We start from the raw sequence: 26,690 nt of genomic DNA, 5'->3' as shown, positions 1-26,690 counted from the left end.
TGTCGCCGCTAAACCGGCGGAACCCTAACGCAAACTCTTGAGCAGCTGGTCGACGACACGCTCAAGCTGTTGCAGGTTGCTGCAGGGTGCACAGTAGTGGCAGGCAGTTTGGTAGCGCAGCATCTCTGAGTCACCGGTGCCCCAAGCGCGCCGCGACTCCGGATTCAGCCAAATCACTTGTTTGCTACGCTGGTAAATGCTCTGCATGATCTCCAGCTCAGGGTTTCCTCGATTGTTACGCGCATCACCCAGAATGATAACCGATGTGTTGCGGTTGATGTCGTCCAAAGCCAATTGGGAGAAATCCCTAAAACTGCTGCCGTAGTCGGTGGCACCGCCATAGCGCCAGTTAGCCAACTCGATCGCTCGCTCCAGAGGTTCGTCCCTGAATAGATCGCTGATCTCTCCAAGATGGCTGGAGAAGGCGAAGCTTCGTGTGCGTGGCAGGACATCCTGCAGGCTGTACAAGAACATCAGCAAAAAACTGGCGTAGGCAGCGACGGAGCCGCTGACATCACAGAGGGCTAACAGCTGTGCTTTATCGCGCTTTCGAGAACGCCAATGGGTTTTAAACAGTATGCCGTCATGGGCCATACCTCCCCGCAGCGTTTTCCCCATATTGAGTTGGCCGCGCTTGACGGGGCGTCGGCGGGCACTGTGTCGGCTGGCCAAACGACGAGCCATGCGACGAACCTGCTCCTGGACCCGGTCGCGGTGGCGTCGGTCAATGTTGGATAGCCGAGTCTTGCTGAGAATGTCTTCCATGAAGGCGCTGTTATGGCCCTCGGCGTTCATGAGGTACTGCTGTTCCACAAAGTCCCGGACCTGCTCCCGAAGAACGTCACGATAGCGACGCAGGGTGTCGATCGCTGCTGAGTCTGCGCGCTCCAATTCAATCACCGCATCGCGGATCAAGTTCTCGCCCAAGGAATCGAGAATCCGGCGCGTGTACTGGCCTTTCTGGGTAAACAAACGAATTTTACTCAACCCGGCGTCCTGTCCCGCACGGCGCATGGCGGTGCTCAGGGTTCCCCGCTCATTCTCAAGCAGCGCCGGGAGAAGCTCTCCATCCAGAAGTTGCTGCAGCGACGGGGAGCTATCAGCGGCCGCGGCAAGTTCTGCAGCGTCTGAAGCGGAGCCTCCTGCAGCGGCTTGCCCAGCGCCATTACCGGCAGCATCGGGGCCATCGTATGCTGCTGCCTCCGATGCTTCGCCGCCGGCGTCTCCGGCCTCGGAAGTGGCGTCTTCGGTCTCTGTGCTGAAATCCGCGGCTTGCTGGTCGAAAAACTGGTCAAAGCAGTAAAAGAATGTGTGCTCTTCTCGATCACTCTTGGCGAGCGTTAGAGCGAGGGCGTTACGTAATGTATTTCGATCGGAATACCCCACGACTTCCATAGCCGCAGCGGCGTCCAGCGTCTCCGCAGGGGATACCGGCAACGCATGGCTACGCAGTATCTCGATAAAACGGAGCAGGCTGGACTGCATTTAGAGGCTGTCCGACGCCTGCTCAAGATTGCGCAAAATGGCGCCCAGTTCTGCTTCGGTAGTTTCAATATCCTGTTCAAATTTGAGTAGGACGTTGAGCGTTTCCTGAAGCAGTTCCGGTTCCAGCTCTGTGGCGTGGAGCAGGAGAAGGCTGCGGGCCCAGTCTATGGTTTCAGAGACCGCGGGCTGCTTTTTGAGATCCAACTCCCGTACCGCGTGCACAAAGCCCACGAGCTGCTTGCGAAGACTCTCCTGCACCTCGGGCACTCGACTGGCGAGGATGCGCTCCTCGAGGTCAATGCTTGGGAAGGGTATATGTAGGTGCAGGCAACGACGCTTTAGGGCATCGGATATATCCCGGGTGTTGTTACTGGTGAGGAATACCAGCGGCGTCGACTTTGCTTTTATGGTGCCAATTTCTGGGATGGAAACCTGATAATCCGATAGGATTTCCAACAGCAGCGACTCGAATTCATGATCGGACTTGTCTATCTCGTCGATGAGTAGCACGGCGCCCTCGGGATGTTCCATGGCCTGTAACAAGGGCCGCGGCTCGAGAAACTCCTCGGAATAAAACACGTCGCCAAACTGGTGTAGGCGCTCCACAGACTCGGCGAGGCCTTCGGCACCATTGAGCAAATCCCCCAGCTTCTCTTTGAGAACCTGGGTGTAAAGCAGCTGCTTGCCGTATTTCCATTCGTACAGCGCTTTGGCTTCGTCCAATCCTTCGTAGCACTGTAGACGAACCAATGGCAGTCCCAGGAGTGTCGCCGCAGTTTTTGCCAGTTCGGTTTTACCGACGCCGGGAGGGCCCTCGACTAATACCGGCTTGCGCAGTTGCGCGGCGAGAAACACCGCGGTCGCGATTCTTGGGCTGCAAATGTAGCCAAGCTCCGCAAAGCCCTTTTCGATAGCCTCCATCGAAGCAAGTTCTGTTCTTTTTTCCACGGCCCTGGGGCTCTCCGTAACCTGATGCGATGACTGGCTTAGCCGCCCGTCGCGTTCATGAAGCGCAGAATCTGCGGCTCTTCGCTGTTATCAAAATAGTGGCGCTCTGGCTTGATATCCATGGCGCGCTGCAGTGTTTCCTGTAGTTCATGGATTGAGGTGCCTGGGCTGCGCAGGAGTTCCCGAAGGTCTACCGAGTGCTCGTTACCCAGGCAAAGAAGAAGTTGCCCTTCTACAGTCACCCGGACACGATTGCACAGGTGGCAAAAGTTGTTGCTGTGCGGCGAGATAAAGCCAATTTGACTGCGACTTCCTTCGAGGGAATACATGCGAGCGGGACCCTCACTGCCACTGGGGTCTCCCAGGGCCACGAGATTGTGTTGCTCTTCGATCTGAGCGCGCAGCCAATCGCTGTCTGCGAGCGTCAGAGAGCGATCATGACTATCGATGCTGCCCAGGGGCATTTCTTCAATGAACGCGAGATCGATGTCCCTTTCGCGAACAAAATCCACCAGGTCGAGAATCTCGTCATCGTTGTCACCGCGCATGATGACCGCGTTAATACGGAGGCGCTCAAAACCCGCAGCGCAGGCTGCGTCGATACCGGCAATTACTTGTTCGAGATGGCCCACTCGGGTTATCTGCCGAAAACGTCGGGGCTGCAAACTGTCCAGACTGATGTTGAGGCGCTTCACACCTGCATCGCTCAAGGGTTTTGCCAGGCGTTGCAGCTGTGAACCGTTGGTCGTCATCACCAGTTCGTCCAGTCCCTGCATTGCTCCGAGTTGCTCTACCAGCTGCATGACGTTGTGCCGAACCAGAGGCTCGCCGCCCGTGAGGCGGATTTTGCGGACGCCAAGATTAACGAAGGCCTGAGAAACCAGAGCGAGCTCCTCAAGGCTGAGTACTTCTTTCTTGGGGACAAACTTCATGTCTTCGGCCATGCAGTAGACACAGCGAAAGTCACAGCGATCAGTCACTGATAAGCGCAGATAGTCGACGCGCCGACCGAAGCGATCGATGAGCGTTTGTGGCGTGTTTTCGTGCATGGCGCGCAGTGTACTTCTCTGCGGCTTCGCGACCAAGCACCTCTGATGCTTTACAGCTAGCACTCCCTGGGACACGATGGGCGTCTATGAGTTTATCTAACCCTCGCAGTCCCTTATGCGCCCCTTCCTGGGCGCCCGTTATCTGCTGTTTGCAGCGTCGTATCCGCTAGTGCGCACTATCGCTCTATACGCGGGACCGGTTTTGGCCCTTCTTGCGGCAGCGCTGGCTATGAACGCTGGACAATCGCAGGACGTGGCGGTGGTGCTGGGAGTGGCGATTATTTGCATCGTATGGTGGATTTTTGAGCCCATTGCGATTCCTGTCACGTCCTTAATCCCCTTGGCCGTGTTGCCCTTAATGGGCGTTCTCACCCCTGCGGAAGTGGGGGAGGCCTATGGGTCGCCGCTTATTTTGCTGCTTCTCGGAGGATTTCTCCTTTCTCAGGCTATGGAGAGTAGTGGCGCGCATCGGCGGATTGCCTTGGGAATGATTCATCTGTTTGGCGCTCGGAGTCCTCAGCGCTTGGTGCTTGGATTCATGGCCGCCGCCGCTGTACTGAGCATGTGGATTTCTAATACCGCGACGACTTTGATGCTCTTGCCCGTCGCTCTGGCAATGCTGGAGGGGTCCAGCGATCGAGAGCGCCTAGCTGTGCCCCTGCTGCTGGGGCTTGCTTATGCAGCCAGTGTTGGTGGCGTGGGAACGCCTATCGGAACACCGCCAAATTTAATTTTCATGCAGATCTACCAAGAGTACACGGGCAATGAGATGTCCTTCACTCGCTGGATGAGTTGGGGTGTGCCCGTCGTGCTCCTACTCGTGCCCGCTATGGCATGGTCGCTTACCCGGGGCATTGAGCGCAGCGCAAGTCTGGAGCTGCCCGTCGTTGGCCCCTGGCGCTCGGAAGAGAGGCGGGTGCTTGCCGTGTTTGGTTTAACGGCGCTGGCGTGGGTTACGCGCAGTGAGCCTTTTGGCGGCTGGAGGGCGCTGCTGGACTTGCCGCAGGCAAACGATGCATCTGTCGCCTTACTGGCAGTGGTACTTATGTGCATCGTACCCAACGGCCGGGGTGGACGCTTGCTCGATTGGGAGCAAGCGAGTCGTATCCCCTGGGGCGTACTCTTACTGTTTGCCGGCGGCATTTGCCTGGCCAAGGGCTTTGTTGCCTCGGGTTTGAGCGATGTACTGGGTCAGGCATTGGCTTCCTTAACCAATATGCCGACTATTCTGTTAATTCTGGTTGTCTGTCTGGTTGTGACTTTTATGACCGAGGCGACGAGCAATACGGCGAGCACGACTCTCCTGATGCCGGTGCTGGCTGCTGCCGCACTTGCAGCAGCTTTACCCCCGGAGCTCATGATGGTCCCTGCGGCCATGAGTGCGAGCTGCGCCTTTATGCTGCCTGTCGCGACGGCGCCTAACACCGTGGTGTTTGGATCGGGACTGATTACGACGACGCGAATGGCTCGCGAAGGTCTTGTACTCAATTTTATTGCGGCGGGGGTGATTACGCTGGTGTGTTACGGAGTAATGGTGCGATGACCAGAGGTGTGCGGATTCTGGGCCTTTGTCTCATCCTGATTTCCATGGGGCTGCTTTATCCGGGTATCACGCAGCCGGTGCTGACGTTGAGTGGCGAGCTGGAAAAGTCCGAACTCGCTGACTTTGGTATTGATCTCATTGCGGGTGAGGGTGGTAATAGCCAGACTCGGGACATGCTCAATGCCATGGCGCGCATGATGGGCCTGGACGAAATAGAGGGTCGTGTCGAAGCTTATCGCAGCACACGCTCTATTTTGGGTATGTCTCGAGAGCTGGCTGAGAACGGAAATCTACTGGTTGCCGTAATGATAGTCAGTTTTAGCGTGGTGATCCCGGTGCTTAAGTTGGTGCTTCAGGCTTGCGCGCTGTTGTTGCCTGGTAGCTTTGGCTTGCGACTCCTAAAGCTCAATGGGGCGCTGGGGAAGTGGTCCATGGCGGATGTGTTTGTGATGGCCATGCTCATTGCCTTTATGGCAGGCAGGGCCTCCAATCATGTCGGTGAGTTATTGATTATGGATGCACAGCTGGAGCAGGGTTTTTGGTTTTTTCTTGGCTACTGCCTCTTTGCCATCGCCGCCGGCGGACTGCTCAACCTGGTTGCGGGGCGCCACGCTGTGGGACAGTCACCGCTTGATTCAGTGCGGGCTAGTCCGGCGGACTAGCCTGATCGCAGCGATACCGTATATCCCTCAGCGGGAGAAGCCTCACCCCGAAGCACTTTGAGGAACGCCTCTTGAGCGGCTGGATCGCCATCAAAGTGACGAATATCTAACCAGCTGTCGGCAAAGTGTCGAAAGCCAACAAAGCTTTTTGCAATGCGTTTCTCCATTTCGCTGGGGCCCCATTCCTTGCTCCGCTTGGCGGCCTGCGCGGGCGCAAAAAAGAGCTCCGGCTTTGGCCCCGGCAGTTTTTCGCCGCCACCCATGGGGCCATCCTGATGCGTCGCTCCTATGAGGCAGGCGTAGCGCAGTTGATCGCCATAGTGGCTATGCAGCGCCATATTGACCGTTTTGTCGCCAGCCATATCCACACTCACCGCGGGTGCTACTGGCAGACTGCCGATGTCGTCATAGGTGATTACGCTGTCATAACAGCCCAGTTGCTCACAAAAAGCCTTGTTGCGTGCCGATGTGAATCCCACGCTGCGCAAAGCCCCTCGAGCCTGCACAGCATGCGCAAGGGCGATCGATGTTTTGCTTGAAGCGCTGGTGATCAGGCAGTCTTTTGCTCCGTAAAAATCATTGTCAAACAATGCGTCTTCGCACAGCCAGGACGTGAGGTATAGCCCCCGCAGGAGGCTATCCTGCTCTTCGCGTGACGTCTCATAGATCGGGTTGTGGGAGGCGCGCTGGAACTGTGCATAGATGGGCGCGAGTCCCTCTCGATGTTCCGATACATCGCAAAAGTTATAGTCATTGGCCTGGCCGGCGTTGATGAGCAGGTGCGTCGACATGGGGAAAAATCCCCAGACGCGCTCGCCAATCTCAACGTCGGGGTGTGCACTACCGATCACCGTGGCATACCCCATGGCGGGTACGCGGCCCCAGGCCTCATCACTCGTGGGGAAGAAGCGCCAGTAGCCTAACAAGTCGCCCACGTAGCAATAGCTGATGTTGTTGGCTGTTAGCGCAAAGCGATCGACTTCCAACAGAACCTGACCTTCGTCCAGGCTTTCGGGCAAGCTATCCTCGACAACGCGCAGTTGATCAAAGGCGTCGCGGCGGGTTTCCAGTGTCAGTTGCGCAGCCATAGCTGATCAGAGTGCCGCCATGATGGTTTCGGCGGCGCTTACATCGACGCCAGCACCGGGCTCGACATTGAGCACAGTGACTGTGCCATCTTCGACCACCATGGCGTAACGTTGGCTGCGTAGCCCCATGCCAAAACCGCGACCATCCAATTCAAGATCCAGTGCTTTGGTAAAGTCGCCATTGCCGTCAGCGAGCATCATGATGTGCTCTGCATTCTGTGCTTTACCCCAAGCATCCATCACAAAGGCATCATTTACCGAAAGACAGGCGATGGTGTCCACGCCGGCCGCCAGAATCTTATCGGCGTTGACGACATAGCCCGGGAGATGAGTCATGGAGCAACCGGGGGTAAAAGCGCCCGGCACTGCGAAGAGCACAACTTTCTTACCTGCAAACAACTCATCAGTGCTTACCGGTGTAGGACCATTCTCACCCATCACCTGTAGCTTGCCTGCGGGGATTTTTTCACCAACGGAAATACTCATCGCTTCTGTCCTTGATATCAATAAAGTGGAGGCCGATTCTGCCTATGAAGTTGTCTTACTGTCTACTGCTGCGTTGCCGTGAGCATGCCGTCAAAGATCACTTCACACTCGCGATAGAAATCCATCTGATCTTCACCCAGGTAGGGCGCAATCATTGTTAGGAGTTGTAGCACACCCTGATGAATACAGCGCTGGGCATCGCTTTGGTCGTGGAGGAGTCGGTCGTAGTTCAGCCAATAGGTAAGCTGCAGTGTCATGTTCTCTACCAGTGCATCCAGCTGCACATGCCCCGGGGCGGTTTCGGCATCCTCGAAAAGGCTGGCGATGATGGCGTTGAGCGCTGCACGCTTCTGCGCAATGATACGGCGGAAACCGCGGACAAGCTTTGGATAGCGCCGCATGAGGTCGTCCAGATTGTGGTAGAAAAATCGGTACTGATACAGCTCTTCGAGCACTACATATAAGTAGTACCAGTTATCCTCAAGAAGCCCCTTATGTTCGTGGAGGGGTTGCTCCACGGGTGCTGCCAGCGTCTGCCCCAGAGCCAGCTGAAACTGCTCGAACAGTTCCGCGATAATCTGGTCTTTACCTTTAAAGTGGTAGTAGAGATTGCCCGGGCTGATATCGAGTTCTGCTGCGATATCAATAGTTGTCACGTGTGCTTCGCCCTCGTCGTTAAACAGACGAAGGCTCATGTCGAGAATGCGGTCCCGGGTTTTCACCAGTGCTTACTGGATGCGCTTAACGACTCTTTCGGCGCACGGCTATCTTTTTTGCGGCCTGAGGCTTTTTGGCCGCTGGTTTTTTGTTGGCCGAGGGGCGTGCCTTTGCAGCCGTTTTGCTGCGCGTTGGCGTTCTCTTCTTTTTCGCAGGCGTTTTGCGAGGGGGCTTCACGGAGCCACTGGCATTCAGCGCGTCGGTGAGCGCGTCTACCCGGTTGGCCAGTCGATCGATCTTCTCGTGAAGAGCGAGTAAGTCTTCTCCACGCGCCGGGCGCTGTAGGTTAAAGTTCTCCCGGACTCGATTAATACGATCTTCTACCGAATGGCGTGCTGAAGTTCCTGCTTCGATCGCATCGCGTGCTTCGTCTTCAAGGGCGGCACCTGCTTTGACCAGTTCGCGAAACAGCTTCGGGGGTTCGACACCCGCTTTTTCCAGACGTCCCTGAGCTTCATCTACCGCTCGACCGTAAGCGCCGACGCCCGCTAACCAGATATTTTTTGCGATTTCGCCGGCTTTGTCGGTAACTTTGTTCTTATCGTCTGTCATCGTGTTTCCTCTGCGTGATGGCCTCTTAGGTCCAGCAATGCTCGCGATCAGCGCGAAGCTACCTCGAAGCAAAAGACTTGTCCTGGCTCAATTGCTGGTGATGGGCATTATCTGGAACTGATCTTTTAGTCTAGCAGACAGATATTTGGGGGCGGGGCAGAGCGGCGAAAAAACAAGCAAAAAAAGGCAAAAAAAAGGGGGCCACAATGTGACCCCCAAATAATCCCCAGGTCGGGGACAGTGAACCCGTTAGGGCAATTACGCAGCGGCTTTAAAGCCAACAGATCCTTTGAGCTCAGCGAAACGTGCGCGAGCTTTTTCCAGCTGTGCTTCAAGCTTGGCAAGGTCCAGAGCAGCAACTTCAAGCTTGGGCAGATCGATATCATCGATAGCAGTCTTAGCTTGCTTCTCAACTTTTTGGCCACGCTTGACCATGTCGGCGTACAGCTTGTCAGCCTTCTTGCGACGAGCGTTCAGCTCAGTCTCAACAGTTTTGATCTGGCCTTGAACCTGGTCAAAAGCCATGCCGTAAAAACCGAGGCTTGCAAGGAATGCGCTGCGGCTTGCTTCGGTCACACGACCCTGCAGGCTAACGGTCTTCTTTGCGGCAGTCTTGCGAGCTGCAGTTGCCTTACGAGCAACAGGCTTACGCTTGGCAGTGGTTTTGGCAGTAGTCTTGCGCTTGGGTGCTGCTTTCTTGGCTTCAGCCATGGTATTCACTCCTAGTATTCAAAAATTTGTTGTCAAAATGGTGCAATCAGTTTTGCTGATGTAGACGTCGCATTAGTGCGTCGAACTACTTCTTGTTACGCCTGCATCGCCATCCGGGGGCAGAAGCAGGGAGAATGACTGGAATCATGATTTCTCTCCTGTTTGGCCAGCATTGCGACATTGCTCTGCTGGACGGTGTCGGCCTTATTGGACTTGCTATCTGGCGTGGCGCTGACTGCTCACATCTCCAGTGAGGGCCACTTTAGGAGAAAAAATTAGAACAAACATACTAATCTCAGCCACCGAATTGTGACTTTCTGCACAATTGCTCCTGTGTCACATTTATCTGCAGCTGCGTAGGGGAGAGAAGGTGTAGATAGCAAAACGGGTGCCGAAGCACCCGTTTGAGGAAACGCGATAGATAGCGGACATTAGCCCTGGGGCTTAGGTCCTGCGTCCACGATAGAAGTGCCAGCTTCAAACTTGACAATGTTGTTCTGAAAAAGCGTCGCAAGCTTATTGGCCTGCTCGTCGTAGGCGGCTGTGTCGCCCCAATTATCGCGGGGATTCACAAACTGTGCGTCAACGCCCGGTATTTCCGTTGGGAAATCCAGGTTGAGGATGTCGAGGTGTCCCCGGGGAGCGTCCAACAGTGCGCCGCTTTCTGCAGCACTGATCACGGCGCGGGTGACGGGTATAGGGAATCGAGACCCTGAACCTCCGGCCGCGCCCGAGCCACCGGTCCAACCGGTATTGACCAGATAGACCTGGCTATCGAACTCTTCGATGCGCTTCATTAGCAGTTCTGCATAATCACTCGCAGGCCGGGGCATGAAAGGCGCGCCAAAACAGGTGGAGAAAGTAGGGTGGATACCCGCTTCCGCACCGACTTCCGTGGAGCCCACGCGTGCGGTGTAGCCGCTGAGGAAGTGAAAGGCCGCGGCTTCTTTGGACAAAATAGATATCGGTGGCAAAACGCCAGAAACGTCACAGGTAAGAAAGATCACACACTTTGGCTCGCCCGCGGCGTTCTCCACAACCCGCTTGGGCACATGGACCAGTGGGTAGCAGCAACGCCCGTTCTCTGTGAGGCTCGTGTCGTCATAGTCGGCGTGTCGATGCTCGTCCACGACGACGTTTTCGACGATCGCGCCGAACTTGATGGCGTCCCAAATGATGGGCTCGTTCTTCTGGCTTAGATTAATGGTTTTGGCGTAACAGCCACCTTCAAGGTTAAAGACGGCACCGCGTGTCCAGCCATGCTCATCATCGCCGATAAGGTAGCGGGCGGGATCCGCCGACAGCGTGGTCTTACCCGTGCCTGACAGGCCAAAAAATAGCGTGGTATCCCCATCGTCACCGACATTGGCAGAGCAGTGCATGCTCATGACATCTTTCTCCGGCAAGAGAAAGTTTTGTACGGAGAAGACAGACTTTTTCATCTCTCCGCCATAACGCATGCCAGCAATAAGAATGCGCCGCTGGGCAAAATTCACAATGACTGTAGCCTCAGAGTTGGTGCCGTCACGCTCGGGCTCACAGGCGAACTCCGGCGCATTCATGACTGACCACTCGGGCTTTCGACCGGGGTTGTACTCGTCGGGCTTGATAAACATGTTGCGGCCAAAGAGTCCGTGCCACGCCCATTGCGTGGTGACTTGCAGAGGCAGGTAGTGATCGCTGTGGGCACCTACATGAAGGTGTGATACAAAGCGGTCGCGCTCACTGAGATAGCTTTCTACACGTTCCCAGAGGGCGTCGAACTTGTCCTCATCAAAAGGGCGGTTGACGCTGCCCCAGTCCACGGCGTCTTCACAGCTGGGTTCGCGGACAATAAAACGATCCCCGGGAGAGCGGCCTGTGCGCGCGCCGGTAGTGACGAGAAGGGCGCCAGTATCGGTGAGGGTGCCTTCGCCTCGACGCAGCGCCTCTTCGATAAAGTCTGCAGGTTGCAGGTCTATGTATTCCTGCGGGGTGGTGTTGCTGGCGCTCATGCACTGAAGTCCTGTGTTGTCTTGTCGGAGCGTTGCGCTACGGACCTCTGATTTTTAAGGCTTCTCATCCAAGCTCCTTATGAAGATGATCGGCAAGCAGAGTAAATGTCACGCAGGGCGGATTCCGGTCCGCTCAGATTGGGGGGCGGTATTATGGCGAATAGCGGGGTGATTGTGAACCGGATGAACGTGCGTCAATTCTCACTATCATTCAATGGATTGGCGCGCTGTCGGTGGAGCCAAGAAGTCCCCTTAGATCGCCTTCGCGAAACGTATAACGCTGGTTACAGAACTCGCAGTCCATAGTGACCGCTCCCTGCTCTTTGAGTATCTCGCGGATCTCTTTTTCGTCGATGCTGGCGAGTGCTGCGAAGGTGCGATCCTGGCTACAGCTGCAGCGAAAGCGCACCGGTTCCAGATCAAACAAGCGAAGGACTTCTTCGTGATAAAGGCGATGCAAAAGGGTGGCGTCACCTAACTGAATGAGTTCCTCTGGGCTGAGGGTTGCCGCGAGCATGCAGGCGCGATCCCACTGCTCTTCTCGGTTTGCGGCGTTACTCTCGAGTTGCGGCGGCAGTTGCTGAAGGAGCAGCCCGGCCGCTCGAGTCCCGTCACTGCTTAACTGCAGTCGGGTTTGGAGCTGCTCCGACTGGCTGAAGTAACTGTCAAGGCTGGCTGCGAGAGAGCCCCCCGTAAGAGGCACGATGCCCTGGTAACGCTTACCCCGATCGGGCGTAATGGTGAGTACTAACTGCCCGCCACCCAGCAGAGCATCGAAGCTATCAGAGGTCGCCGCTTCTGCACCTCTGGCGATGGCACGTACGGTCAGTTCGCTACTGCACTCGGCCATGATGAGCGGGATCTCGCGGTCGCTGCGAGCCTGCACTGTGAGACTGCCCTTGAACTTAAGGGTGCTGGCCAGAAGGACGGCGGCCGCTATGAATTCGCCCAGAAGTCGACTGACTCCCCGGGGATAGCTGTGAACTTCGCTGACATCTGTGATCACCTGATCCAGATGCACGATTTCGCCGCGCAAATCCATTTGCTCAAAGAGAAAGCGGCGTTTGCCATCAGCGTGGCGGAGGATCGAAACTTCAGTAGGAATAATCATAGGGCACAGTATAAAAGCATAGTGGGGTGCTACAGAAATCCCGTGCTAGCATGCTGCGCCGTTCTTACAGCTGTTTTCTGCTTTTGCGAATGCAAACCCTACTTTTATACGCCGTAACCGTTGTGATCTGGGGTACCAGCTGGTTTGCGATCAAATTCCAGCTGGGCTCGGTTGATCCGCTAGTGTCCATTGCCCATCGAATGGCGCTCGCCGCTGCCCTTTGTGCGCTGCTCACATTGATGACTACGGGGTTTGTGCGACTAAGCGCGCGCAATCATTTGCGGATCTTCTTTCAGGGGCTATGCCTCTTTTCTTGCAACTACCTGTTTATCTATGCCGCGACCCGCGATCTGTCCTCGGGTCTCATAGCAGTAGTTTTTTCCACGATGGTGGCGCTTAACGCCATCGGCGCGGCGACTTTCCTAAATATGCCGTTGCGTGCCCCGGTGGTTGTTGGCGGTCTGTTGGGGTTGCTGGGTATGGCTGCCTTGTTTTATCCAGAACTAGAAACCCTGAGCTGGTCCGATCCGCGATTGCAGGCGCTGTTGTTGTGCTTTCTCGGCACAGTTTGCGCCTCTGCGGGTAACCTGGTGGCCGCGGGTAGTATTCGTCTGGGATTACCGGTGCTGACCTGCAATACCTGGGGCATGTTTTATGGCAGCTGCACTTTGTATATCGCGGCGCTTGTTTTAGACATTCCGATTAGGGTTGATCTGAGTCGCGAGTATCTGACTTCGCTGGCGTATCTGGCATTCTTTGCAACGGTGCTCGCCTTTTGGGCCTATGTTTCACTCATTGGCAGAATTGGGCCTGATCGCGCCGCATACACAACGCTGCTGTTTCCCATTGTGGCGCTTTTAGTGTCCAGTGTTCTGGAAAGCTATGCCTGGACGCTATGGTCCGCGATCGGGCTCTCTTTGGTGTTGGCAGGGAATTGGCTGGCCATGCGCGGTGTGCGCAGCTGACCTATACTGCTTCAAAACTACAACGAGGTAGGTGCGCGTGGCAGGATTTCAGATTCGAAAACCGCATAGCATGGAAAAAGCTGAGCTTCGGGAAGCTGCGGAAACTTTGGCTAAGCAGTTAGAGGGAACTCACGGTGTACGCGCCCGTTGGGAGGGTGACTCTGTGCGGATTAAAGGTGCTGGCGTCGACGGCAAGCTGACGCTTTCGGATGCGGATGTTCTGGTCAGTGTTGAACTGGGTCTTATGGCCTCTGCGTTCAAAGGGCCTCTGCGCAATGAAGTGCAGCGCTTTCTTGATGAGTATGTGTCCTAAGCTCACTCCAGCTGTTGTGCGAGCCACAATGTCTGCTCACCAGCACTGACCTCTCGACAACCCGTAGCATCGGACCCACACCACAGCGGTGAGAAATCTTCTTTGCCATGCGCTTCGGCGACAGCTCTCAGCGGGGCAAGGGCGCTCGCTGCTAAAGGAAACTCAGGAGCAACATCGCTAATGCAACCCATTTCCTCCATTAGACGATTAGGAATCCCTCTCGCTATACCTCCAGAGAAAAGGTTTGTGAGCTGTGTGTTGCTGGCCTTGGGGTTTTTCAGCATACGGCGATGAATGCTAGTTGCCTTGGTTTCCTTACAGAGTAGGTAGGTGGTGCCGAGTTGAACAGCCTGGGCTCCCGCGTCCATAGCAGTTCGAACTTGCTCTGGTGTAGAGATACCCCCCGACGCGATGACTGGGACGGACACGGCGTTTCGTACAGCAGCGACAAGATCCAGTGTTTCTTTTTGCGTCGACAAGTCTCTACTGAGAAACATGCCGCGATGGCCTCCGGCCTCTATTCCTTGGGCGATCACTGCATCGACACCGTGGTCAACTAACCACAGCGCCTCGTCCACGGTAGTTGCCGAAGACCAAATCTGCCCATTCCAGGACTTGATGGCCTCAACATGCTCCCGTGCTGGCAGGCCAAAGTGAAAACTCACGATGGGTGGTTGGTAAGCGGAAATCAGCTCGAGAGCTTCATCGGAGAACGGTGAACGAGTTGGTCCACGTGGGATATTCGTGGGATCGAGTTCATACTCCATGAAGTAGCGTGCTAGCGCATTCCGCCAGCGCGCGTCCTGACGTTTATCGCGTTGCGGCGACTGATGGCTGAAAAAATTGAGGTTGTAGGCGGCGATCCCTGAAGCCTTGATGGTCTCCAGTTCCTGCGCCAGCATTTCACTGGACAACATGGCGCAGGGTAAGGAACCGACCCCGCCCGCGGTCGAAACCGCGATGGTTAGCGCACTGTTCTGCACTCCGGCCATGGGCGCTTGGATAATGGGCAGGTGGCCAGGAAGCGCCATGTCCGACATCAGCGCTACTTGTCCCTTTCGACCATCATTAATTCCAACTCGACGTCTTCTGGAATCTGCTCTGGATCAATCCGTGTTGAATGCATTTGCTTTAACTTCCAGCCTGCCTCCGTCTCTACAGCGACAACGCTTTCTAACCATGCTCGGTAAGATTCTGTATCGTCTTTGATGATCGTAGCCTTGTTCCAATAGTTGATTAACGCTACGCCATCAAACTTGCTCACCGAGATTACGCTGAAGTAGTTGTTTCGCTCACTGCCATCTGCTTTGACCAATGGCAACAGGAAATCGCGATCCCAAACTTCGCCCATCTCCAACAGCAGAAAGTCAGTCGTCGTAACCGATTTGATCAGTGCTTTATCTGAGTAAGAAAGGCCCGAAAAAATCTTCACCACCGGATCGAATTCCGGGGGATGTTCGGCCAGTGTGGGGCCGGCGCAAGCGGCTAAAAGGACCAGTACCGTTTGTATGGCAAGTTTAGTCATGAAGCCTTTATCTCCTTGTGGTTCTCATGCAGTGTAATCTTCAAGAGACAGCCTCCTTTTGCGTTGTGTTGCGATCGTAAGCTGCGAGATCTCAATGATCAAAAATATGATGCCGGCCAATACTCCAATGTTTGCAACGACATCCATCCATGCGCTAACTGTCTTCATTCTGCTTGCTCACGATCAAAGGCTATCGATTTAGCGAGCATACACAGATATTGGGCTGGCACCGCATTTTGTATAAAGCGGACGGGGTTCCTCTAATTTAGTGGATTGCTGAAGTACGCTTTTGCTTGGAAGCGTTGATCCGTGAATTCAGAGTTGGAGGTACGCTATCGGTGACAAACAGGTCCTACTGCAAAGTTGTCTCGCACGTTTAAGCCGTGACGGCGCAAGACCGTTCTCACTACATGTGCTGCTTGGGCTTATCATTGCGCTTCTAGTCAATGAGATTATCAAGTCATGGAAACTGTCGACGGCCTTTTAGCGGTGGCTTTTACAACGTGGGAGATTTCACTCATGACTCTCACCCTCTTGATAACCATGATTAGCGGTTATCTGGTTATTGCCTATGCGGTTGGGCGGGAAATGACTCGTAGCCAAGTCGCGATCGTCAATTTTCTTTACCTGTTCATGTCTATTTCCACTCTGTGGTCACTCGTTGTTATCAGCAGTCGTGCGGCTGCCTTTGAAGACATGGCGTATGCGATGAGTTCCGGCGCGGTGGGGGATTTACAGTCTCGCGGGGACATGGCTGCACTGATAATCGGTGCGTACACGCTAGCAATTAGTGCCTCCCTTAAATTCATGTGGGACGTACGCCACAAACGCCCTATCCGATCCGAGAGTAAGCCGAAAGGATACTGAAACACCGCTCCGCCCACGATAGCCGCCGACATGAACAAAGTAACGTCTGACAAATCATCGAAACTTCGGCGTGCGAAGACCGCCCCTAGCGTCCAAAACGCTCCCGTTACTGCACCTGACAAGAGCGCCCCTGTGACCGCGAGGGGCGACCGGGAGACGAGCAGCCTAATTCGCGTGCGCGTGGACTCTATCGCTGCTGGAGCAAGACTGCGCGTCATACCCACGGGAATGGTCGATATGGCGATCACCGCAGCAAGGACCATAAATGGGGTAGAGCTCGCGATCGGGGAGGCGTTCACCAGCTGCTGCCCGGCGGCCATGGAGATAAGAACTAATAAGGTGTACACCCCCAGCACTTGCCCGCGATTCTCTTCGGTCGTCTGATCGTTGAGCCAGCTTTCAATGACGCTGTATAGCCCACAGATAAAAAATCCGATAGCAAGTCGCAGGACAGTCCATACGATCCATGATTCCGAGAGTCCAAGAACAAGGAGAACGCTGGTCAAAGCGCTGGCAAGTACCGCGAAGCTTCTGATATGCCCCGCTCGCGCTATGAGTCGAGGTACCAGAAGGCAGCCGACAATAAACCCCGAAAAGTAAGCTGACCCGCTCAGAGCAATCTGTAGGTCACTGTGGCCCAGAAGCGCCGCTCTGAGGGGCAGCAAGGTGAGTTGCATGCCATGGCCCACCAAAAGAAACACAACCGACAGCATCAGCGATGTCAGCGTAAGTAGTGCCGTCATGATTTGGTTCTATCTCAGTAGCTGGGAGTCAGCTAGGGTTTGATTTCCGGGTGTTAGACGTTTGCGCTCTGGGCATCAGTCGTCATCTGCCAGGCGCGCCATGGAGTGCAGGAACTCCCGTTCCTCGCGGGTGAGAAAGCCGCCATCGGCTGAAGGAAAGCTCTCTACTCTGGATGGATCAGGGCGGCGCTCTTCGGCTCTGCGTTCGTGGGAGCGGCGTTCATTGGATCGCCGGCACACGAGGCGTCTATCTTGCTGACGCCGCTCTTCACCTTCATAGGCACTATCGTTGTCCGAGTTGCGATTCGCTTGCTGCCGACGATCCTCACCCCTGCGCTCGGCGGTTCGCCGCTCGGCAGTTCTCCGGTCTCCAGAGGAGCTCCGGTTGAGCTGATTTCGTTTTTGTAGATAGTCGAGCATAGTTTCCGTCCCAGCCGGTAGACACCGGAAACTGAGGAGCTCCGAAGGTCAACCAAAACCATTTTGCAAACGTTTGCAGTAGGTTCGAACTTTTACTTAAAGTGAAATATAGCTTTCATTGAGAAATTTTCCATGCGAACTATTTACACGGCCTCCTTTTAAGGGTAGCCGCTTCCGAGAGGCTTGTCGTGTCGGAATTTCGTCTTAGCCGAGGAGCTCAGTACCTGCCAGTGGGTCTGGGTTATCGAGCTGGCGCTGAAAATCTTCGGCCAACTCCCTGCTACGTTCGATACAGATTTGCCAGTAGCGCATGCGCTCCGCGGGCGGCATACGGGTAAAGTCGCTGCGATCAGGAATCTTCTGGTCTGGGAGACTGGCAATGAATGCTTCGCTGGGACAGAGGAGTATGAGGTTGTCGGCGCTCGGTGAGCGCTGGCGGCGCCAGGGCAGGAACTTGTCGAACCAACCGGTGGTGAGGTCCGAACGAAAGTGGGGGTAAAGGATCAGCGGTTGTTCGGAGACCGCTTCCACATCAAAGTGGTAATCGATGATGCCGCCATCCCAATAGTGCCCGGGAGGGGCCGCCGTGATGTTGCGCTCGCCAGCCAGTAAGAAGGGTATTGATCCGCTCGCATGGAGCGCGCGACAGACCGTATCCGGCCGCAGTGCAACCTGCGTGGTGCCGAAATCGTCAAAGGGTAGCTTAGGTGCCCCCGTACTGGTAAACACCACCCGCTGAAATTGGGATGCCAGAAGCTGACGATGCAGGGTGTTTGCGATGGCGGCGCTACCCATTCCCACAGCGAGCCCGAGAGAGTGGCTGGCGGAGTTCAGGCCTCGACCTCGAGCGGTAACGATGTAGCTGTGCAGCAGGGGGTGGTCAATGAGTGCGTCTGCACCCATATCGCCAAAGATGTGGTCCAGCATGGTGATACTGGCGGCACTTATCTCCTGCGGGTCCGGTCGCTCGCTGTAGTCCCAGTTCACGTAGATCTCTTCAAAACGATCCAGCGCCTCGACGGGATCCGTTTGCGCTAGGCAGGCATGGCGCCAGGAACCGATAGAGGAGCCCACAGCTTGAAGAGGGGTTTCTCTGTCTTCCATTAGGAACTGCCCAAACAGGAGACGATCGAGTGCAGCGAGGATCAACCATTTGGGGCCACCGGAGGCCCCCAGCAGGAGCGAGATGTCTCTGCCGGACCAGCCGTCCTTGGCGATTCGCCTGGCCGCGCCGCGGCCCAGATAAATGCTCAGAGGGCGATTGCTCATAAATTTGAAGCGCTGACGTTTTTTCGCACATCGCCAGGTGTAGTGCCGGTCCAGCGTCGGTAGGCACGTCGAAAATTCGATGGGTCGTTAAACCCCAGTTGGTAGGCGATACTGGCAATGGGCAAGCGATTCTCTTTGAGATGCCGGGTGGCATGCTCCGCGCGGACGTTGTCGAGCAGGTCCTGAAAACCTATGCCCTCTTCGGTCAGGCGCCGGCGATAGGTTCGAGGGCTCATGTTGAGCATCGTCGCGACCTGCGGCATTTTGGGGTACTGACCTTCGAGCTTACGCAGCAAGTTGCGGGTTTGGTCTCCAATACTGGCGTTGTCGCTGAGGTCCGCAAGGAGCCGGGCGCACTCGGCTTCGTAAAGTTGTCGCAGCGCTGGATTGGAGCTTGGCAGCGGAACGTGCAACAACTCCGTAGGAAAGCTCCACGCCGCCCGGTCGCAGTCAAAATGCAGGTCTTCACCCAGAATCTCACGATATTCCGAGACGTAATCCGGTTCGCCATAAGGAAATTCAAAGCGAAGAGGGAAATGGCTGCCACCGAGCAGGCCATTCAGGGTGTTGCGCATGGCGGCGGCGATACACTCCAGGCCAAACGTCAGAGGAAGATAGTCTTCGGTACTTGGGGAGCTAATCACTGTCCGCGCCGCCCCGTAGTGAAATTCGAGTACCAGCTCTGGCGCCAATAAATGATAGTAGCGCTCAAAGAGTTGAATCACCTCTGCGAGATTGCGGCAGGTCATAAATGCCTGTCCAAGCACCGCATGGGCACTGAGGTTGAGTCGCCGTCCCAAGCGCAGACCCAGCGTCGTATCTTGGGTGAGCTGCAGGGTGTTCTCAACCAAAATACGAAAGTCGTCATCGCTTACGCGAGCACCTATAGCGCTCAAATCTATCGTTTCTAGAGAGCTGCCGCGCAGCAGCGCATCCCTCGATACGCCAGCTTCCATAGCGAGATCGATGAGGATTAGGACGTAGGGTGCGGGTGTACTGCTAGTCATGGCTCAATTTGGCCACAAATGACCCTAATTTGACAAGAAGCTACCTTGTCGCCGTTCGTGCATTGGCGGATATTGAAGTTCTCGATCGTCCAACCCTAAGAGAAGACAGGCATGAAGATAAAGTGGGAAGAGCAAGCTCCACGTAAGATCCAGCATTATCCCGGCGCGGATTATCCCCGGGAGAACCCCGATCTGGAAGATTTGTTAACTAACGAGCAGGTCGATCACATCGCGGAGATTTTTCAGACGCCGCTGACGGGTTCCTACAACTGGGACTACACAGTGCAGGATGATCGCATCAAAAAGCTCTACGACCTGGGTAAGCAGCTTAACTGGGATCCGGAGATGGATATCGACTGGGATCGCCCCTGGCCCGAGGAGGTGCAGTCGCCGGAGCTCATGAACCTCCACGACTATGAGCCCTATCTGGCCATGGACGAGAAAACTCGGGAAGAGTTTTGGTTGCACATGAATGCCTGGAGTTTGTCGCAGTTTCTCCATGGGGAGCAGGGTGCCTTACTCGTGGCCTCACAGCTGTGCTCCTGTGCCCCGACACTCAGTGCCAAGTTGTACGCGGGGTCACAGACCTTCGACGAGGCCCGTCACGTCGAAGTGTTTAACAAATACCTGCAGAAGCGCATCGGCGTGATGTATCCGATTAATACGCATCTCAAGAGCATCATCGACAAGATCCTCGTGGATCCGCGCTGGGATCTTAAATTTATTGGCATGCAGATCGTTATCGAAGGCCTGGCTCTCTCAGCATTTAATACAACGCGAGAGACGACGCCTGACCCGGTGCTTAAAGATGTTGTGTACCTGGTAACGCGTGATGAGGCTCGACATGTGACCTTTGGCGTTAACTATCTTGAAGAGCATATAAAGACCTTAACTCAGGAAGAAATCGAGGAGCGGGCACAATTTGCTTACGAGGCCTGTGTGGTAAGCCGCGAGAGATTGGTGGCTACCGACGTATTCAGACACTTTGGTTGGGACGTAGAGGAGGCACGCAAGAAAGTACTCGATGGCTTTATTATGTCTACCTTCCGTAACCTGTTGTTTCAGCGCGTTATTCCTAACCTCAATCGCATCGGCTTACTTACCGATAAGATTCGCCCCAAGTTCGAAGCATTGGGCATTTTAGAGTTTGAGAATCTGGCTACGGACGGCGACATCAACTGGAGTGCGCTGGAGCGGCCGCTGGATACGGAAGAAGCGCAGTCTCATGAGCAGAGCATGCTCGCTGCATTTCACGAGAAGCTCGAAGCCGAGGCAGAGCAGCCGGCTCAGCAGGTGGCTGAGGCCGGAAGTAACCCCCAAGCCGGAGGTTGCTGCTGAGACTCTCCAGCTAACTAAGCTCCTTGAAAAGCCGGCGCAAGTCGGCTTTTTTATTTCCTGAGTATGCAATGCAGCTTATATTGCCGCTGCATTCTTTTGCCCGCAAAACTAAATCCATTAAAAGGATATTCACCATGAAATTAACGATGAAGATTTCTGCAGCCTTGGCTGCTTTTGTGATCAGTGTGTCTGCCATGGCCTGGGATCCTCGGGAAGTGAGCAAACTAGAGGGAAAATCCGCGGAAGCCAAAGGCGAACTTCTGGCCGATGACCCCAGCATGCAGGTTTTCTTCGATACGGCCGCTGCTTATGTGGTTATTCCCACAGTAGGTAAGGCCGGTTTTGGTATTGGCGGTGCCCGTGGTAAGGGTTTGCTCTATGAAGGTGGCGAGCCGACAGCAATCGTTACTCTGACTCAATTGACGATTGGTTTCCAGTGGGGTGGCCAGGCCTACAGTGAGTTCCTGTTTTTCGAGGATGAGGGTGCTTTAGAGGACTTCAAGCGCGGCAACTATGAACTAGGCGCCCAGGCTTCGGCAGTTGCCGTAACTGTCGGTGCATCTGCCGATGCGAACTACTCTAAAGGTGTAGCGATCTTTACGCGCGCCAAAGGTGGTTTGATGTACGAAGCGTCTGTGGGTGGCCAGAAGTTCTCTGTGGATACGCCAGAGTAAGCCTCAGCGCAATGACGTGACGGAGGGCGAGAGTCCTCCAAACGCCCAAAAAAAAGCCGGCTCCAGAGCCGGCTTTTTTCGTTCTACTGTCTTGCTTTAATGCAAGTTGGTAGATGCAGTGTTAGGCAGCGAGTGCCTTGACCTGGGCGTTCAAACGGCTCTTGTGTCGTGCAGCCTTATTTTTGTGGATGATGCCTTTGTCGGCCATGCGATCAATAACAGGCACAGCTTTAGTGTAGGCTTCTCGAGCCTGTTCAGCATCGCCTGTCTTTACCGCTGCCAATACATTCTTGATGTTGGTGCGAACGAGTGAGCGCAGGCTTGCGTTGTGCGAGCGACGCTTCTCAGATTGACGAGCGCGCTTACGTGCTTGGGGGGAGTTAGCCACTTAGGACTCCTCTAAATAATCAAAATGGTGGAAAGAAATTTTTGGAGGGCGGATTCTGCCGATTGGCATGGCTGCTGTCAATAGGCGCAGGGCCTGGCGTAAATCCGCGAGTGGGTCGTTTGAATCTCAAAATCAGGAGGTGACGGGCAGTAATGGAAGGTAATCACAGTACTTCAGACGCAGCGGTTGGGGACTCAAGACGGCACTTGGGCCTCGCAGGCTCACCAAATTTTCGTGATGCGGGCGGCTATAGTTGCGACGGTGGCGCGATGGCCTGGAGGCAGGTGTTTCGTTCCGGCCATCTGGCCAGCCTGTCAGAGGAAGATCGGGCGCGATTGTCCGCGCTTGACCTACAAATGGTCATAGACCTGCGTCGGGCCGATGAGCGCCAAATGGAGCCCTCTTGGCTACCCGACGGCGTTGCGCTTGTCGGCGCTGACATCACCCCCGGGAGTCAGGGGAGTGCCATCTATGCGGACTCCACGCAGTTAGGTGGCGCTCAAGCCATGTTCGAGTTCATGTGTGATATCAATCGCGAATTCGTGGACTCGCAAACGGCTAGCTACCGGGATGTTTTTGCCGAGCTTTTATCAAGTGATGCTGAGCGTGTGCTGTTTCATTGCTCGGCCGGTAAGGATCGCACGGGCTTTGCCGTTGCGGTGCTGCAAATGGCCCTTGGAGTGTCTCTTGAGGATATTGAGGCGGACTATTTGTTGTCACGTCACTATTATCTTCCGGAGCAGCAAACCGCCCGAGTGCGCCAAAAGTACCCGGTTGATCATCTAAAGGACGCAGATTTGCGGCCCATGATGCAGACAGAGTTGGCCTATTTGCACAGCGCCCTTGAGGCGATGACCCGATCCTATGGCGATCATGAGGACTATTTGAGGGACGGTCTGGGACTGGGGGAGCAGGAACGGCGCGAATTGCGCCGCCGCTTTGTTCTGGGGTAGTGAGCTAGCGGGGGGAGGGTTGCTTCTCCCTAAAACGCCGCCCAAATCATGAGTAAGCCAGCGAAGGCCACAAGCAGGCTTTGACCGGCTTTTTCCAGTCGGAACAGGCCGTAGATGTAAGCGAGGGGTGGCAGTAATACGGCAAAAATACCCCAGGCATAGTCGTCCTTCCACGCTGCGATGAGCATTAAAATCCAGCTGACCAGCAAAGTTGCAAGGCCAAAGGTCATGAGTGTTGCGCTTGTTGCTTCCATGGTGGTTCACCCCCGATTTAAATCGCGCGCAAGAGTAGCAGAAGCAACCGCGTTCGTCAGCGTTTGCATGCATTCGCTGGATGACGCCCAGAGGCTTTTTGGTTAAGGTGTGTCGCGTTTTTTCGGGAGTTATCCGTGTCAGACCCATTTGCTGCAATCAGGCCCTATAACGATGAGGAGGTGCGGCCAACTATAGATCGTTTGTTAGGGTCCAAGGACTTCCTGAATGCGATGCTACGGCTACGTTTCGGTGGCTCGATTCTCCCTATTTCCTGGCTCTTAAGGCCTGTGGCGCGGTTCTATCTGCGTCGTCAATTGTCTGACGTTAACAACGTATACGACTTACAGGTGCGCATAAAAGTTTATGTGGAGCGCATGATCGATGACACCACGGCAGGTCTTACGGTTTCTGGCCTGGAGCACCTCGATGCAAAGCGGGCCCACTTGTTTATCAGCAACCATCGAGACATTGCGATGGATCCCGCGCTCACAAACTACGCGCTGAACCGAGCAGGCTTCGAGACCTTGCGTATCGCGATTGGGGATAACCTGCTCACCGAGCAGTGGGTGGCGGATCTCATGCGTCTAAATAAAAGCTTTGTTGTGCTCCGCTCGGTCAGTGGGCCAAGGGAGCTGCTCGCCAACTCCAAGCTGCTCGCGCAGTACATTCGCACCTCGGTGCAGGACGACAATGCCCCCGTATGGATCGCCCAGCGCGAGGGTCGCGCCAAAGACGGTGTGGATCGCACCGAAGCCGCGGTCATTAAAATGCTGTCCCTGAGCCGGGATAAGCGCAGCGAAAGCTTCGGTGATCACATTGCCTCTTTGCGCATTGTGCCGGTCGCCATCAGTTACGAGCTTGACCCCTGTGATGCCATGAAAGCAAGGGAGCTAAGCGAGCGAGAGAGCACCGGCAGCTATGAAAAGTCAGATCAAGAAGATGTTGCCTCTATCGGGCAGGGCATCGCTGGAAATAAGGGTCGCGTGCACGTGCACTTCGGGACGCCCCTGGGAAGCAACTTTGAGTCTCCTGCCGACGTTGCCGCGGCCATCGATGCTCAGATCGTCACCGGCTATCGTCTCCGTCCGGCAAATCTTTGGGCTTACGAGGCCTTAGAGAGCGCTGCTGATCTCGAGGGCATCGATATTGCCGAGGGCAGCTGCTCAGATGAGGAGTTTGAGCAGCGTATACAGGCAATGGGTGCAGAGGAGAGGCCCTTTGCACTGGCCAGTTACGCCAATGCGCTGCGCAGTGTAATGGAGCTCAAAAGCTCCTCGTGAGTGTTCTTTCTCCGACGGATAAGGACGCAATCCGTGAGGCTTATTCCGCCATTACGGACGCTCGAGGGCTGATACCCCGCTGGGGACAGCGTCAGATGATTGCCGAAGTGGCCAATACGCTCGCGCTGCTATCGCCATCTATCGACACTCCGGACGCCCTTGGATCTCCTATCGCAGTCATCGAGGCGGGTACTGGCACCGGCAAGACCATTGCTTATGTGATACCCGCACTGGTGATGGCGCGCGTGCTGAACAAGCGATTGGTCATCGCCACGGCTACCGTCGCTTTACAGGAACAGCTGGTGCACAAGGATCTCCCCGACATCAAAGCGGGAAGTGGCCTCGATTTTAACTTCGTCCTCGCTAAGGGGCGCCGACGATACCTTTGTCTTAGTCAGCTTGACCGAATAATGGCCCGGGAGTCCGGAGGCGGCCAGACCATGGGTCTCTATCCGGATGAGGTGACACCTGCGCTCGCCCGGGATGCACTGGAAAGCTACGGTCTGATGCTGGACGCTCTCGGACGCGGAGACTGGGATGGCGACCGCGACAACTGGTCAGCCCCGATTAACGATGCCGATTGGTTCCCCGTGACCGCTGACCAGGGGCAGTGCACTGGCAGACGCTGTCCCAACATACGAAACTGCAGTTTCTACCGCGCTCGGGACGGCTTGCAGGAAGCCGACGTGGTCGTCACTAATCATGATCTCGTGCTATCTGATCTGGCGCTGGGTGGTGGTGCGATTCTCCCCGCGCCTGAAGACAGTATCTATATTTTTGATGAGGGGCATCACCTCCCCGATAAGGCGCTCAATCACTTCGCCTCTTTTTGCCGCTTGCCCTCGACGCTGTCCTGGCTGGGTGAGAGCCGTAAAGCTTTGGCAAAGGGCTCACCGCTGCTTTCAACGCTCCCGGGATTAAGCGCGGTACTCGAGCCCCTGCCAGCGCTGTTCGATGATCTGCATTTACGTGTGCAGCAGATAGCGGAACAGGCAGCCCTGTTAATGGCGGCGGCTGGAGACTTTGAAGAGCAATTGCGTTTTGAAGGAGGCGTTGTTCCATCAGAGCTGCAGCAGGCGGCGTCCTCTCTGGCGGGTCAATGGGCGCGACTTAGTGGGCGTCTTGTTACTCTCGAGGCAGGTATTGACGATGCTCTGGAGGATGAGTCCTTTGCTTCGGTGCGGGATGAGCTGGAAGCCTGGCAGATGCTGGTTGGCGGCATGCTGGTGCGGGCAGAGGGTGTCCTGTCTCTTTGGAAAGACTTTTCTGCAGATGGCGCTGAAGAATCCCCGCCCCGGGCGCGGTGGTTACGGCGTCGCGCTGATGACGAAGAACTAGCCATTGATTTTCACTGTAGCCATATTCTGGCGGCAGATATTCTCAATGAGCAATTGTGGGAGAGGGCGGCGGGCGTGATCCTGACCTCCGCCACCATGACAGCACTGGGGAGTTTTGATCGCTTCCGGGCGCGCTCGGGCGTTCCCGAGGATGGTCGCTACAAAATTGTCACCAGTCCCTTCGATTACGCAAAAGCTACCCTGCATGTGCCGGCCATGAGCAGTGAACCCAGTGATGCGCCGGCCCATACCGAGGAGCTAATTGACTTACTCCCCGAGCTGCTAAACGCGAAGGAGGGCTCACTTGTGCTGTTTTCGTCGCGCAGGCAAATGAACGATGTGTACGACGGCCTCCCGCGGGAGTGGCGGGATCGGATTCTAAGGCAGGATGATTACAGCAAGCAGGAAATACTTCGCAGGCATCGCGAAACGATTGACGGGGGCGAAGGAGCGGTCATTTTTGGGCTGGCCAGCTTTGCCGAAGGCGTCGATCTGCCCGGTAATTACTGTCAGCATGTGGTGATAGCCAAACTCCCTTTTGCGGTTCCCGACAATCCTGTAGACGCAGCGTTGGCCGAATGGCTGGAGGCCCAGGGGCGCAATGCCTTTATGGAAATCAGCGTACCTGACGCTGCTTTAAAGCTGGTCCAGGCGAGTGGTCGTTTGCTGCGCACGGAAACTGATACCGGACGCGTCACGCTTCTGGATCGGCGGGTGCTCACGCGTCGCTATGGGCGGGCTATCTTGGAATCGCTACCACCGTTTCGGCGCGAGCTGAGTACCTGAGATAGACAAAAACCCGCAGATTGCCTACCGCGTTCAGTGCCCCGTAAGTAGTAAATAAATCACTGACAAAAAGGCTCGTGTTTTCATTAAAATACCCCGAGTGCACGCCCTTGGTCTCCGGTGTGCACACAAAAAAATAACCCATAAATTTAAAAAGAGGCACCCCATGACGCGCATCTCGCCCGTGTTTCAAAAAACTTTGCTAGCCGCATCTATCAGCGCGG

The 26,690-nt window shown here is 55.4% G+C and carries 27 protein-coding genes; 9 read left to right on the top strand and 18 right to left on the bottom strand.

The window, feature by feature from the left end; translation table 11 throughout:
- Positions 1 to 24: 24 nt before the first annotated feature.
- Genes ACTG39_RS00135 through moaA form a run of 3 tightly spaced genes read right to left on the bottom strand, consistent with a single transcriptional unit; the run spans position 25 to position 3,482 of the window.
- Positions 25 to 1,485, bottom strand: a complete 1,461-nt coding sequence (locus tag ACTG39_RS00135; protein WP_439105485.1) for a VWA domain-containing protein — start codon at positions 1,483 to 1,485, stop codon at positions 25 to 27.
- Positions 1,486 to 2,433 (bottom strand): AAA family ATPase, encoded by a 948-nt coding sequence (locus tag ACTG39_RS00130; protein ID WP_439105484.1) that lies wholly within the window; start codon positions 2,431 to 2,433, stop codon positions 1,486 to 1,488.
- A gap of 38 nt (positions 2,434 to 2,471) precedes the next feature.
- Entirely contained in the window at positions 2,472 to 3,482 is a 1,011-nt protein-coding gene (gene moaA / locus ACTG39_RS00125) for a GTP 3',8-cyclase MoaA (RefSeq protein WP_439105483.1), read from the bottom strand.
- A 115-nt stretch (positions 3,483 to 3,597) separates the two neighbouring features.
- Here moaA and ACTG39_RS00120 point away from each other — a divergent pair, with 115 nt between their 5' ends.
- Both ACTG39_RS00120 and ACTG39_RS00115 read left to right on the top strand, forming a co-directional pair.
- Positions 3,598 to 5,025, top strand: a complete 1,428-nt coding sequence (locus tag ACTG39_RS00120; RefSeq protein ID WP_439105482.1) for an SLC13 family permease — start codon at positions 3,598 to 3,600, stop codon at positions 5,023 to 5,025.
- Positions 5,022 to 5,687 carry a paraquat-inducible protein A gene (locus tag ACTG39_RS00115; RefSeq protein ID WP_439105481.1) on the top strand — a complete coding sequence of 222 codons (666 nt, stop codon included), beginning with the start codon at positions 5,022 to 5,024 and terminating at the stop codon, positions 5,685 to 5,687. The genes ACTG39_RS00120 and ACTG39_RS00115 overlap by 4 nt, the downstream gene beginning before the upstream one ends.
- Here the strand turns inward: ACTG39_RS00115 and ACTG39_RS00110 are convergent.
- The 7 genes from ACTG39_RS00110 to hslO form a co-directional block, all read right to left on the bottom strand.
- Positions 5,684 to 6,775 carry a DUF2855 family protein gene (locus ACTG39_RS00110; RefSeq protein ID WP_439105480.1) on the bottom strand — a complete coding sequence of 364 codons (1,092 nt, stop codon included), beginning with the start codon at positions 6,773 to 6,775 and terminating at the stop codon, positions 5,684 to 5,686. The genes ACTG39_RS00115 and ACTG39_RS00110 overlap by 4 nt on opposite strands.
- A 6-nt stretch (positions 6,776 to 6,781) precedes the next feature.
- The gene (locus ACTG39_RS00105; RefSeq protein WP_439105479.1) at positions 6,782 to 7,261 is read right to left on the bottom strand and encodes a peroxiredoxin; all 480 of its coding nucleotides are present in this window, start codon (positions 7,259 to 7,261) and stop codon (positions 6,782 to 6,784) included.
- Between the two features lie 62 nt (positions 7,262 to 7,323).
- Positions 7,324 to 7,956 (bottom strand): TetR/AcrR family transcriptional regulator, encoded by a 633-nt coding sequence (locus ACTG39_RS00100; protein ID WP_439105478.1) that lies wholly within the window; start codon positions 7,954 to 7,956, stop codon positions 7,324 to 7,326.
- Positions 7,957 to 8,002: 46 nt separating this feature from the next.
- A complete protein-coding gene (locus tag ACTG39_RS00095) occupies positions 8,003 to 8,530 on the bottom strand; it encodes a phasin family protein (protein WP_439105477.1) in 528 nt (175 codons plus the stop codon).
- Positions 8,531 to 8,788: 258 nt separating this feature from the next.
- The gene (locus ACTG39_RS00090) at positions 8,789 to 9,241 is read right to left on the bottom strand and encodes a hypothetical protein (protein WP_439105476.1); all 453 of its coding nucleotides are present in this window, start codon (positions 9,239 to 9,241) and stop codon (positions 8,789 to 8,791) included.
- Between the two features lie 431 nt (positions 9,242 to 9,672).
- Positions 9,673 to 11,235, bottom strand: a complete 1,563-nt coding sequence (locus ACTG39_RS00085; RefSeq protein ID WP_439105475.1) for a phosphoenolpyruvate carboxykinase — start codon at positions 11,233 to 11,235, stop codon at positions 9,673 to 9,675.
- Positions 11,236 to 11,446: 211 nt separating this feature from the next.
- Positions 11,447 to 12,346, bottom strand: a complete 900-nt coding sequence (gene hslO / locus ACTG39_RS00080) for an Hsp33 family molecular chaperone HslO (protein WP_439105474.1) — start codon at positions 12,344 to 12,346, stop codon at positions 11,447 to 11,449.
- A gap of 50 nt (positions 12,347 to 12,396) precedes the next feature.
- Between hslO and ACTG39_RS00075 the strand changes: the two genes are divergently transcribed.
- Together ACTG39_RS00075 and ACTG39_RS00070 are read left to right on the top strand one after the other, a co-directional pair.
- Positions 12,397 to 13,311 carry a DMT family transporter gene (locus ACTG39_RS00075; RefSeq protein WP_439105473.1) on the top strand — a complete coding sequence of 305 codons (915 nt, stop codon included), beginning with the start codon at positions 12,397 to 12,399 and terminating at the stop codon, positions 13,309 to 13,311.
- Between the two features lie 37 nt (positions 13,312 to 13,348).
- Positions 13,349 to 13,624 (top strand): polyhydroxyalkanoic acid system family protein, encoded by a 276-nt coding sequence (locus tag ACTG39_RS00070; RefSeq protein WP_439105472.1) that lies wholly within the window; start codon positions 13,349 to 13,351, stop codon positions 13,622 to 13,624.
- A gap of 2 nt (positions 13,625 to 13,626) precedes the next feature.
- Here the strand turns inward: ACTG39_RS00070 and ACTG39_RS00065 are convergent, their stop codons facing one another.
- The 6 genes from ACTG39_RS00065 to ACTG39_RS00040 all read right to left on the bottom strand — a co-directional run bounded on the left by ACTG39_RS00065 (position 13,627) and on the right by ACTG39_RS00040 (position 19,455).
- Positions 13,627 to 14,664, bottom strand: coding sequence for an NAD(P)H-dependent flavin oxidoreductase (locus tag ACTG39_RS00065; protein ID WP_439105471.1), 1,038 nt, complete (start codon positions 14,662 to 14,664; stop codon positions 13,627 to 13,629).
- A 5-nt stretch (positions 14,665 to 14,669) separates the two neighbouring features.
- On the bottom strand, positions 14,670 to 15,149 hold the full coding sequence (locus tag ACTG39_RS00060) for a hypothetical protein (protein WP_439105470.1): 480 nt from the start codon (positions 15,147 to 15,149) through the stop codon (positions 14,670 to 14,672).
- A gap of 623 nt (positions 15,150 to 15,772) precedes the next feature.
- On the bottom strand, positions 15,773 to 16,759 hold the full coding sequence (locus ACTG39_RS00055; RefSeq protein ID WP_439105469.1) for an MFS transporter: 987 nt from the start codon (positions 16,757 to 16,759) through the stop codon (positions 15,773 to 15,775).
- 75 nt (positions 16,760 to 16,834) lie between these two features.
- Complete coding sequence (locus ACTG39_RS00050) at positions 16,835 to 17,179, bottom strand: hypothetical protein (protein WP_439105468.1); 345 nt, start codon at positions 17,177 to 17,179, stop codon at positions 16,835 to 16,837.
- 204 nt (positions 17,180 to 17,383) lie between these two features.
- Positions 17,384 to 18,448 (bottom strand): patatin-like phospholipase family protein, encoded by a 1,065-nt coding sequence (locus ACTG39_RS00045; RefSeq protein WP_439105467.1) that lies wholly within the window; start codon positions 18,446 to 18,448, stop codon positions 17,384 to 17,386.
- Positions 18,445 to 19,455, bottom strand: coding sequence for an AraC family transcriptional regulator (locus ACTG39_RS00040; protein ID WP_439105466.1), 1,011 nt, complete (start codon positions 19,453 to 19,455; stop codon positions 18,445 to 18,447). The genes ACTG39_RS00045 and ACTG39_RS00040 overlap by 4 nt, the downstream gene beginning before the upstream one ends.
- Before the next feature lie 111 nt (positions 19,456 to 19,566).
- On the opposite strand from ACTG39_RS00040, the gene ACTG39_RS00035 reads away from it, so the two are divergent.
- Positions 19,567 to 20,793 (top strand): ferritin-like domain-containing protein, encoded by a 1,227-nt coding sequence (locus ACTG39_RS00035; protein WP_439105465.1) that lies wholly within the window; start codon positions 19,567 to 19,569, stop codon positions 20,791 to 20,793.
- Positions 20,794 to 20,927: 134 nt separating this feature from the next.
- Complete coding sequence (locus ACTG39_RS00030) at positions 20,928 to 21,467, top strand: YSC84-related protein (RefSeq protein ID WP_439105464.1); 540 nt, start codon at positions 20,928 to 20,930, stop codon at positions 21,465 to 21,467.
- Positions 21,468 to 21,588: 121 nt separating this feature from the next.
- Here ACTG39_RS00030 and rpsT read toward each other — a convergent pair whose 3' ends face one another.
- Positions 21,589 to 21,855, bottom strand: coding sequence for a 30S ribosomal protein S20 (gene rpsT, locus ACTG39_RS00025; RefSeq protein WP_439105463.1), 267 nt, complete (start codon positions 21,853 to 21,855; stop codon positions 21,589 to 21,591).
- Positions 21,856 to 22,007: 152 nt separating this feature from the next.
- Here rpsT and ACTG39_RS00020 point away from each other — a divergent pair, with 152 nt between their 5' ends.
- On the top strand, positions 22,008 to 22,808 hold the full coding sequence (locus tag ACTG39_RS00020) for a tyrosine-protein phosphatase (RefSeq protein WP_439105462.1): 801 nt from the start codon (positions 22,008 to 22,010) through the stop codon (positions 22,806 to 22,808).
- Between the two features lie 29 nt (positions 22,809 to 22,837).
- Here ACTG39_RS00020 and ACTG39_RS00015 read toward each other — a convergent pair whose 3' ends face one another.
- Positions 22,838 to 23,062, bottom strand: coding sequence for a hypothetical protein (locus ACTG39_RS00015; protein ID WP_439105461.1), 225 nt, complete (start codon positions 23,060 to 23,062; stop codon positions 22,838 to 22,840).
- Positions 23,063 to 23,197: 135 nt separating this feature from the next.
- Here ACTG39_RS00015 and ACTG39_RS00010 point away from each other — a divergent pair, with 135 nt between their 5' ends.
- Both ACTG39_RS00010 and dinG read left to right on the top strand, forming a co-directional pair.
- Positions 23,198 to 24,343, top strand: coding sequence for a 1-acyl-sn-glycerol-3-phosphate acyltransferase (locus ACTG39_RS00010; protein ID WP_439105460.1), 1,146 nt, complete (start codon positions 23,198 to 23,200; stop codon positions 24,341 to 24,343).
- On the top strand, positions 24,340 to 26,466 hold the full coding sequence (dinG, locus tag ACTG39_RS00005; protein WP_439105459.1) for an ATP-dependent DNA helicase DinG: 2,127 nt from the start codon (positions 24,340 to 24,342) through the stop codon (positions 26,464 to 26,466). Before ACTG39_RS00010 ends, dinG begins: the two co-directional genes overlap by 4 nt.
- Positions 26,467 to 26,690 lie beyond the last annotated feature (224 nt).

The sequence above is a fragment of the Congregibacter sp. genome (assembly GCF_965662665.1).
Classification (GTDB): Bacteria; Pseudomonadota; Gammaproteobacteria; order Pseudomonadales; family Halieaceae; genus Congregibacter.
This window is presented reverse-complemented; position numbering and strand designations above follow the sequence as displayed.

What these genes read in the sequence shown, in the direction of transcription:
- ACTG39_RS00085 (WP_439105475.1), bottom strand. Translation starts at nt 11,235, where the DNA reads ATGAGCGCCAGCAACACCACCCCGCAGGAATACATAGACCTGCAACCT.
- ACTG39_RS00100 (WP_439105478.1), bottom strand. Translation starts at nt 7,956, where the DNA reads ATGAGCCTTCGTCTGTTTAACGACGAGGGCGAAGCACACGTGACAACT.
- ACTG39_RS00035 (WP_439105465.1), top strand. Translation starts at nt 19,567, where the DNA reads ATGAAGATAAAGTGGGAAGAGCAAGCTCCACGTAAGATCCAGCATTAT.
- ACTG39_RS00055 (WP_439105469.1), bottom strand. Translation starts at nt 16,759, where the DNA reads ATGACGGCACTACTTACGCTGACATCGCTGATGCTGTCGGTTGTGTTT.
- ACTG39_RS00075 (WP_439105473.1), top strand. Translation starts at nt 12,397, where the DNA reads ATGCTGCGCCGTTCTTACAGCTGTTTTCTGCTTTTGCGAATGCAAACC.
- ACTG39_RS00095 (WP_439105477.1), bottom strand. Translation starts at nt 8,530, where the DNA reads ATGACAGACGATAAGAACAAAGTTACCGACAAAGCCGGCGAAATCGCA.
- ACTG39_RS00105 (WP_439105479.1), bottom strand. Translation starts at nt 7,261, where the DNA reads ATGAGTATTTCCGTTGGTGAAAAAATCCCCGCAGGCAAGCTACAGGTG.
- ACTG39_RS00045 (WP_439105467.1), bottom strand. Translation starts at nt 18,448, where the DNA reads ATGAGCAATCGCCCTCTGAGCATTTATCTGGGCCGCGGCGCGGCCAGG.
- ACTG39_RS00090 (WP_439105476.1), bottom strand. Translation starts at nt 9,241, where the DNA reads ATGGCTGAAGCCAAGAAAGCAGCACCCAAGCGCAAGACTACTGCCAAA.
- hslO (WP_439105474.1), bottom strand. Translation starts at nt 12,346, where the DNA reads ATGATTATTCCTACTGAAGTTTCGATCCTCCGCCACGCTGATGGCAAA.
- ACTG39_RS00020 (WP_439105462.1), top strand. Translation starts at nt 22,008, where the DNA reads ATGGAAGGTAATCACAGTACTTCAGACGCAGCGGTTGGGGACTCAAGA.
- ACTG39_RS00065 (WP_439105471.1), bottom strand. Translation starts at nt 14,664, where the DNA reads ATGTCGGACATGGCGCTTCCTGGCCACCTGCCCATTATCCAAGCGCCC.
- ACTG39_RS00060 (WP_439105470.1), bottom strand. Translation starts at nt 15,149, where the DNA reads ATGACTAAACTTGCCATACAAACGGTACTGGTCCTTTTAGCCGCTTGC.
- ACTG39_RS00050 (WP_439105468.1), bottom strand. Translation starts at nt 17,179, where the DNA reads ATGCTCGACTATCTACAAAAACGAAATCAGCTCAACCGGAGCTCCTCT.
- ACTG39_RS00030 (WP_439105464.1), top strand. Translation starts at nt 20,928, where the DNA reads ATGAAATTAACGATGAAGATTTCTGCAGCCTTGGCTGCTTTTGTGATC.
- ACTG39_RS00040 (WP_439105466.1), bottom strand. Translation starts at nt 19,455, where the DNA reads ATGACTAGCAGTACACCCGCACCCTACGTCCTAATCCTCATCGATCTC.
- moaA (WP_439105483.1), bottom strand. Translation starts at nt 3,482, where the DNA reads ATGCACGAAAACACGCCACAAACGCTCATCGATCGCTTCGGTCGGCGC.
- ACTG39_RS00135 (WP_439105485.1), bottom strand. Translation starts at nt 1,485, where the DNA reads ATGCAGTCCAGCCTGCTCCGTTTTATCGAGATACTGCGTAGCCATGCG.
- ACTG39_RS00115 (WP_439105481.1), top strand. Translation starts at nt 5,022, where the DNA reads ATGACCAGAGGTGTGCGGATTCTGGGCCTTTGTCTCATCCTGATTTCC.
- ACTG39_RS00110 (WP_439105480.1), bottom strand. Translation starts at nt 6,775, where the DNA reads ATGGCTGCGCAACTGACACTGGAAACCCGCCGCGACGCCTTTGATCAA.
- ACTG39_RS00015 (WP_439105461.1), bottom strand. Translation starts at nt 23,062, where the DNA reads ATGGAAGCAACAAGCGCAACACTCATGACCTTTGGCCTTGCAACTTTG.
- ACTG39_RS00120 (WP_439105482.1), top strand. Translation starts at nt 3,598, where the DNA reads ATGCGCCCCTTCCTGGGCGCCCGTTATCTGCTGTTTGCAGCGTCGTAT.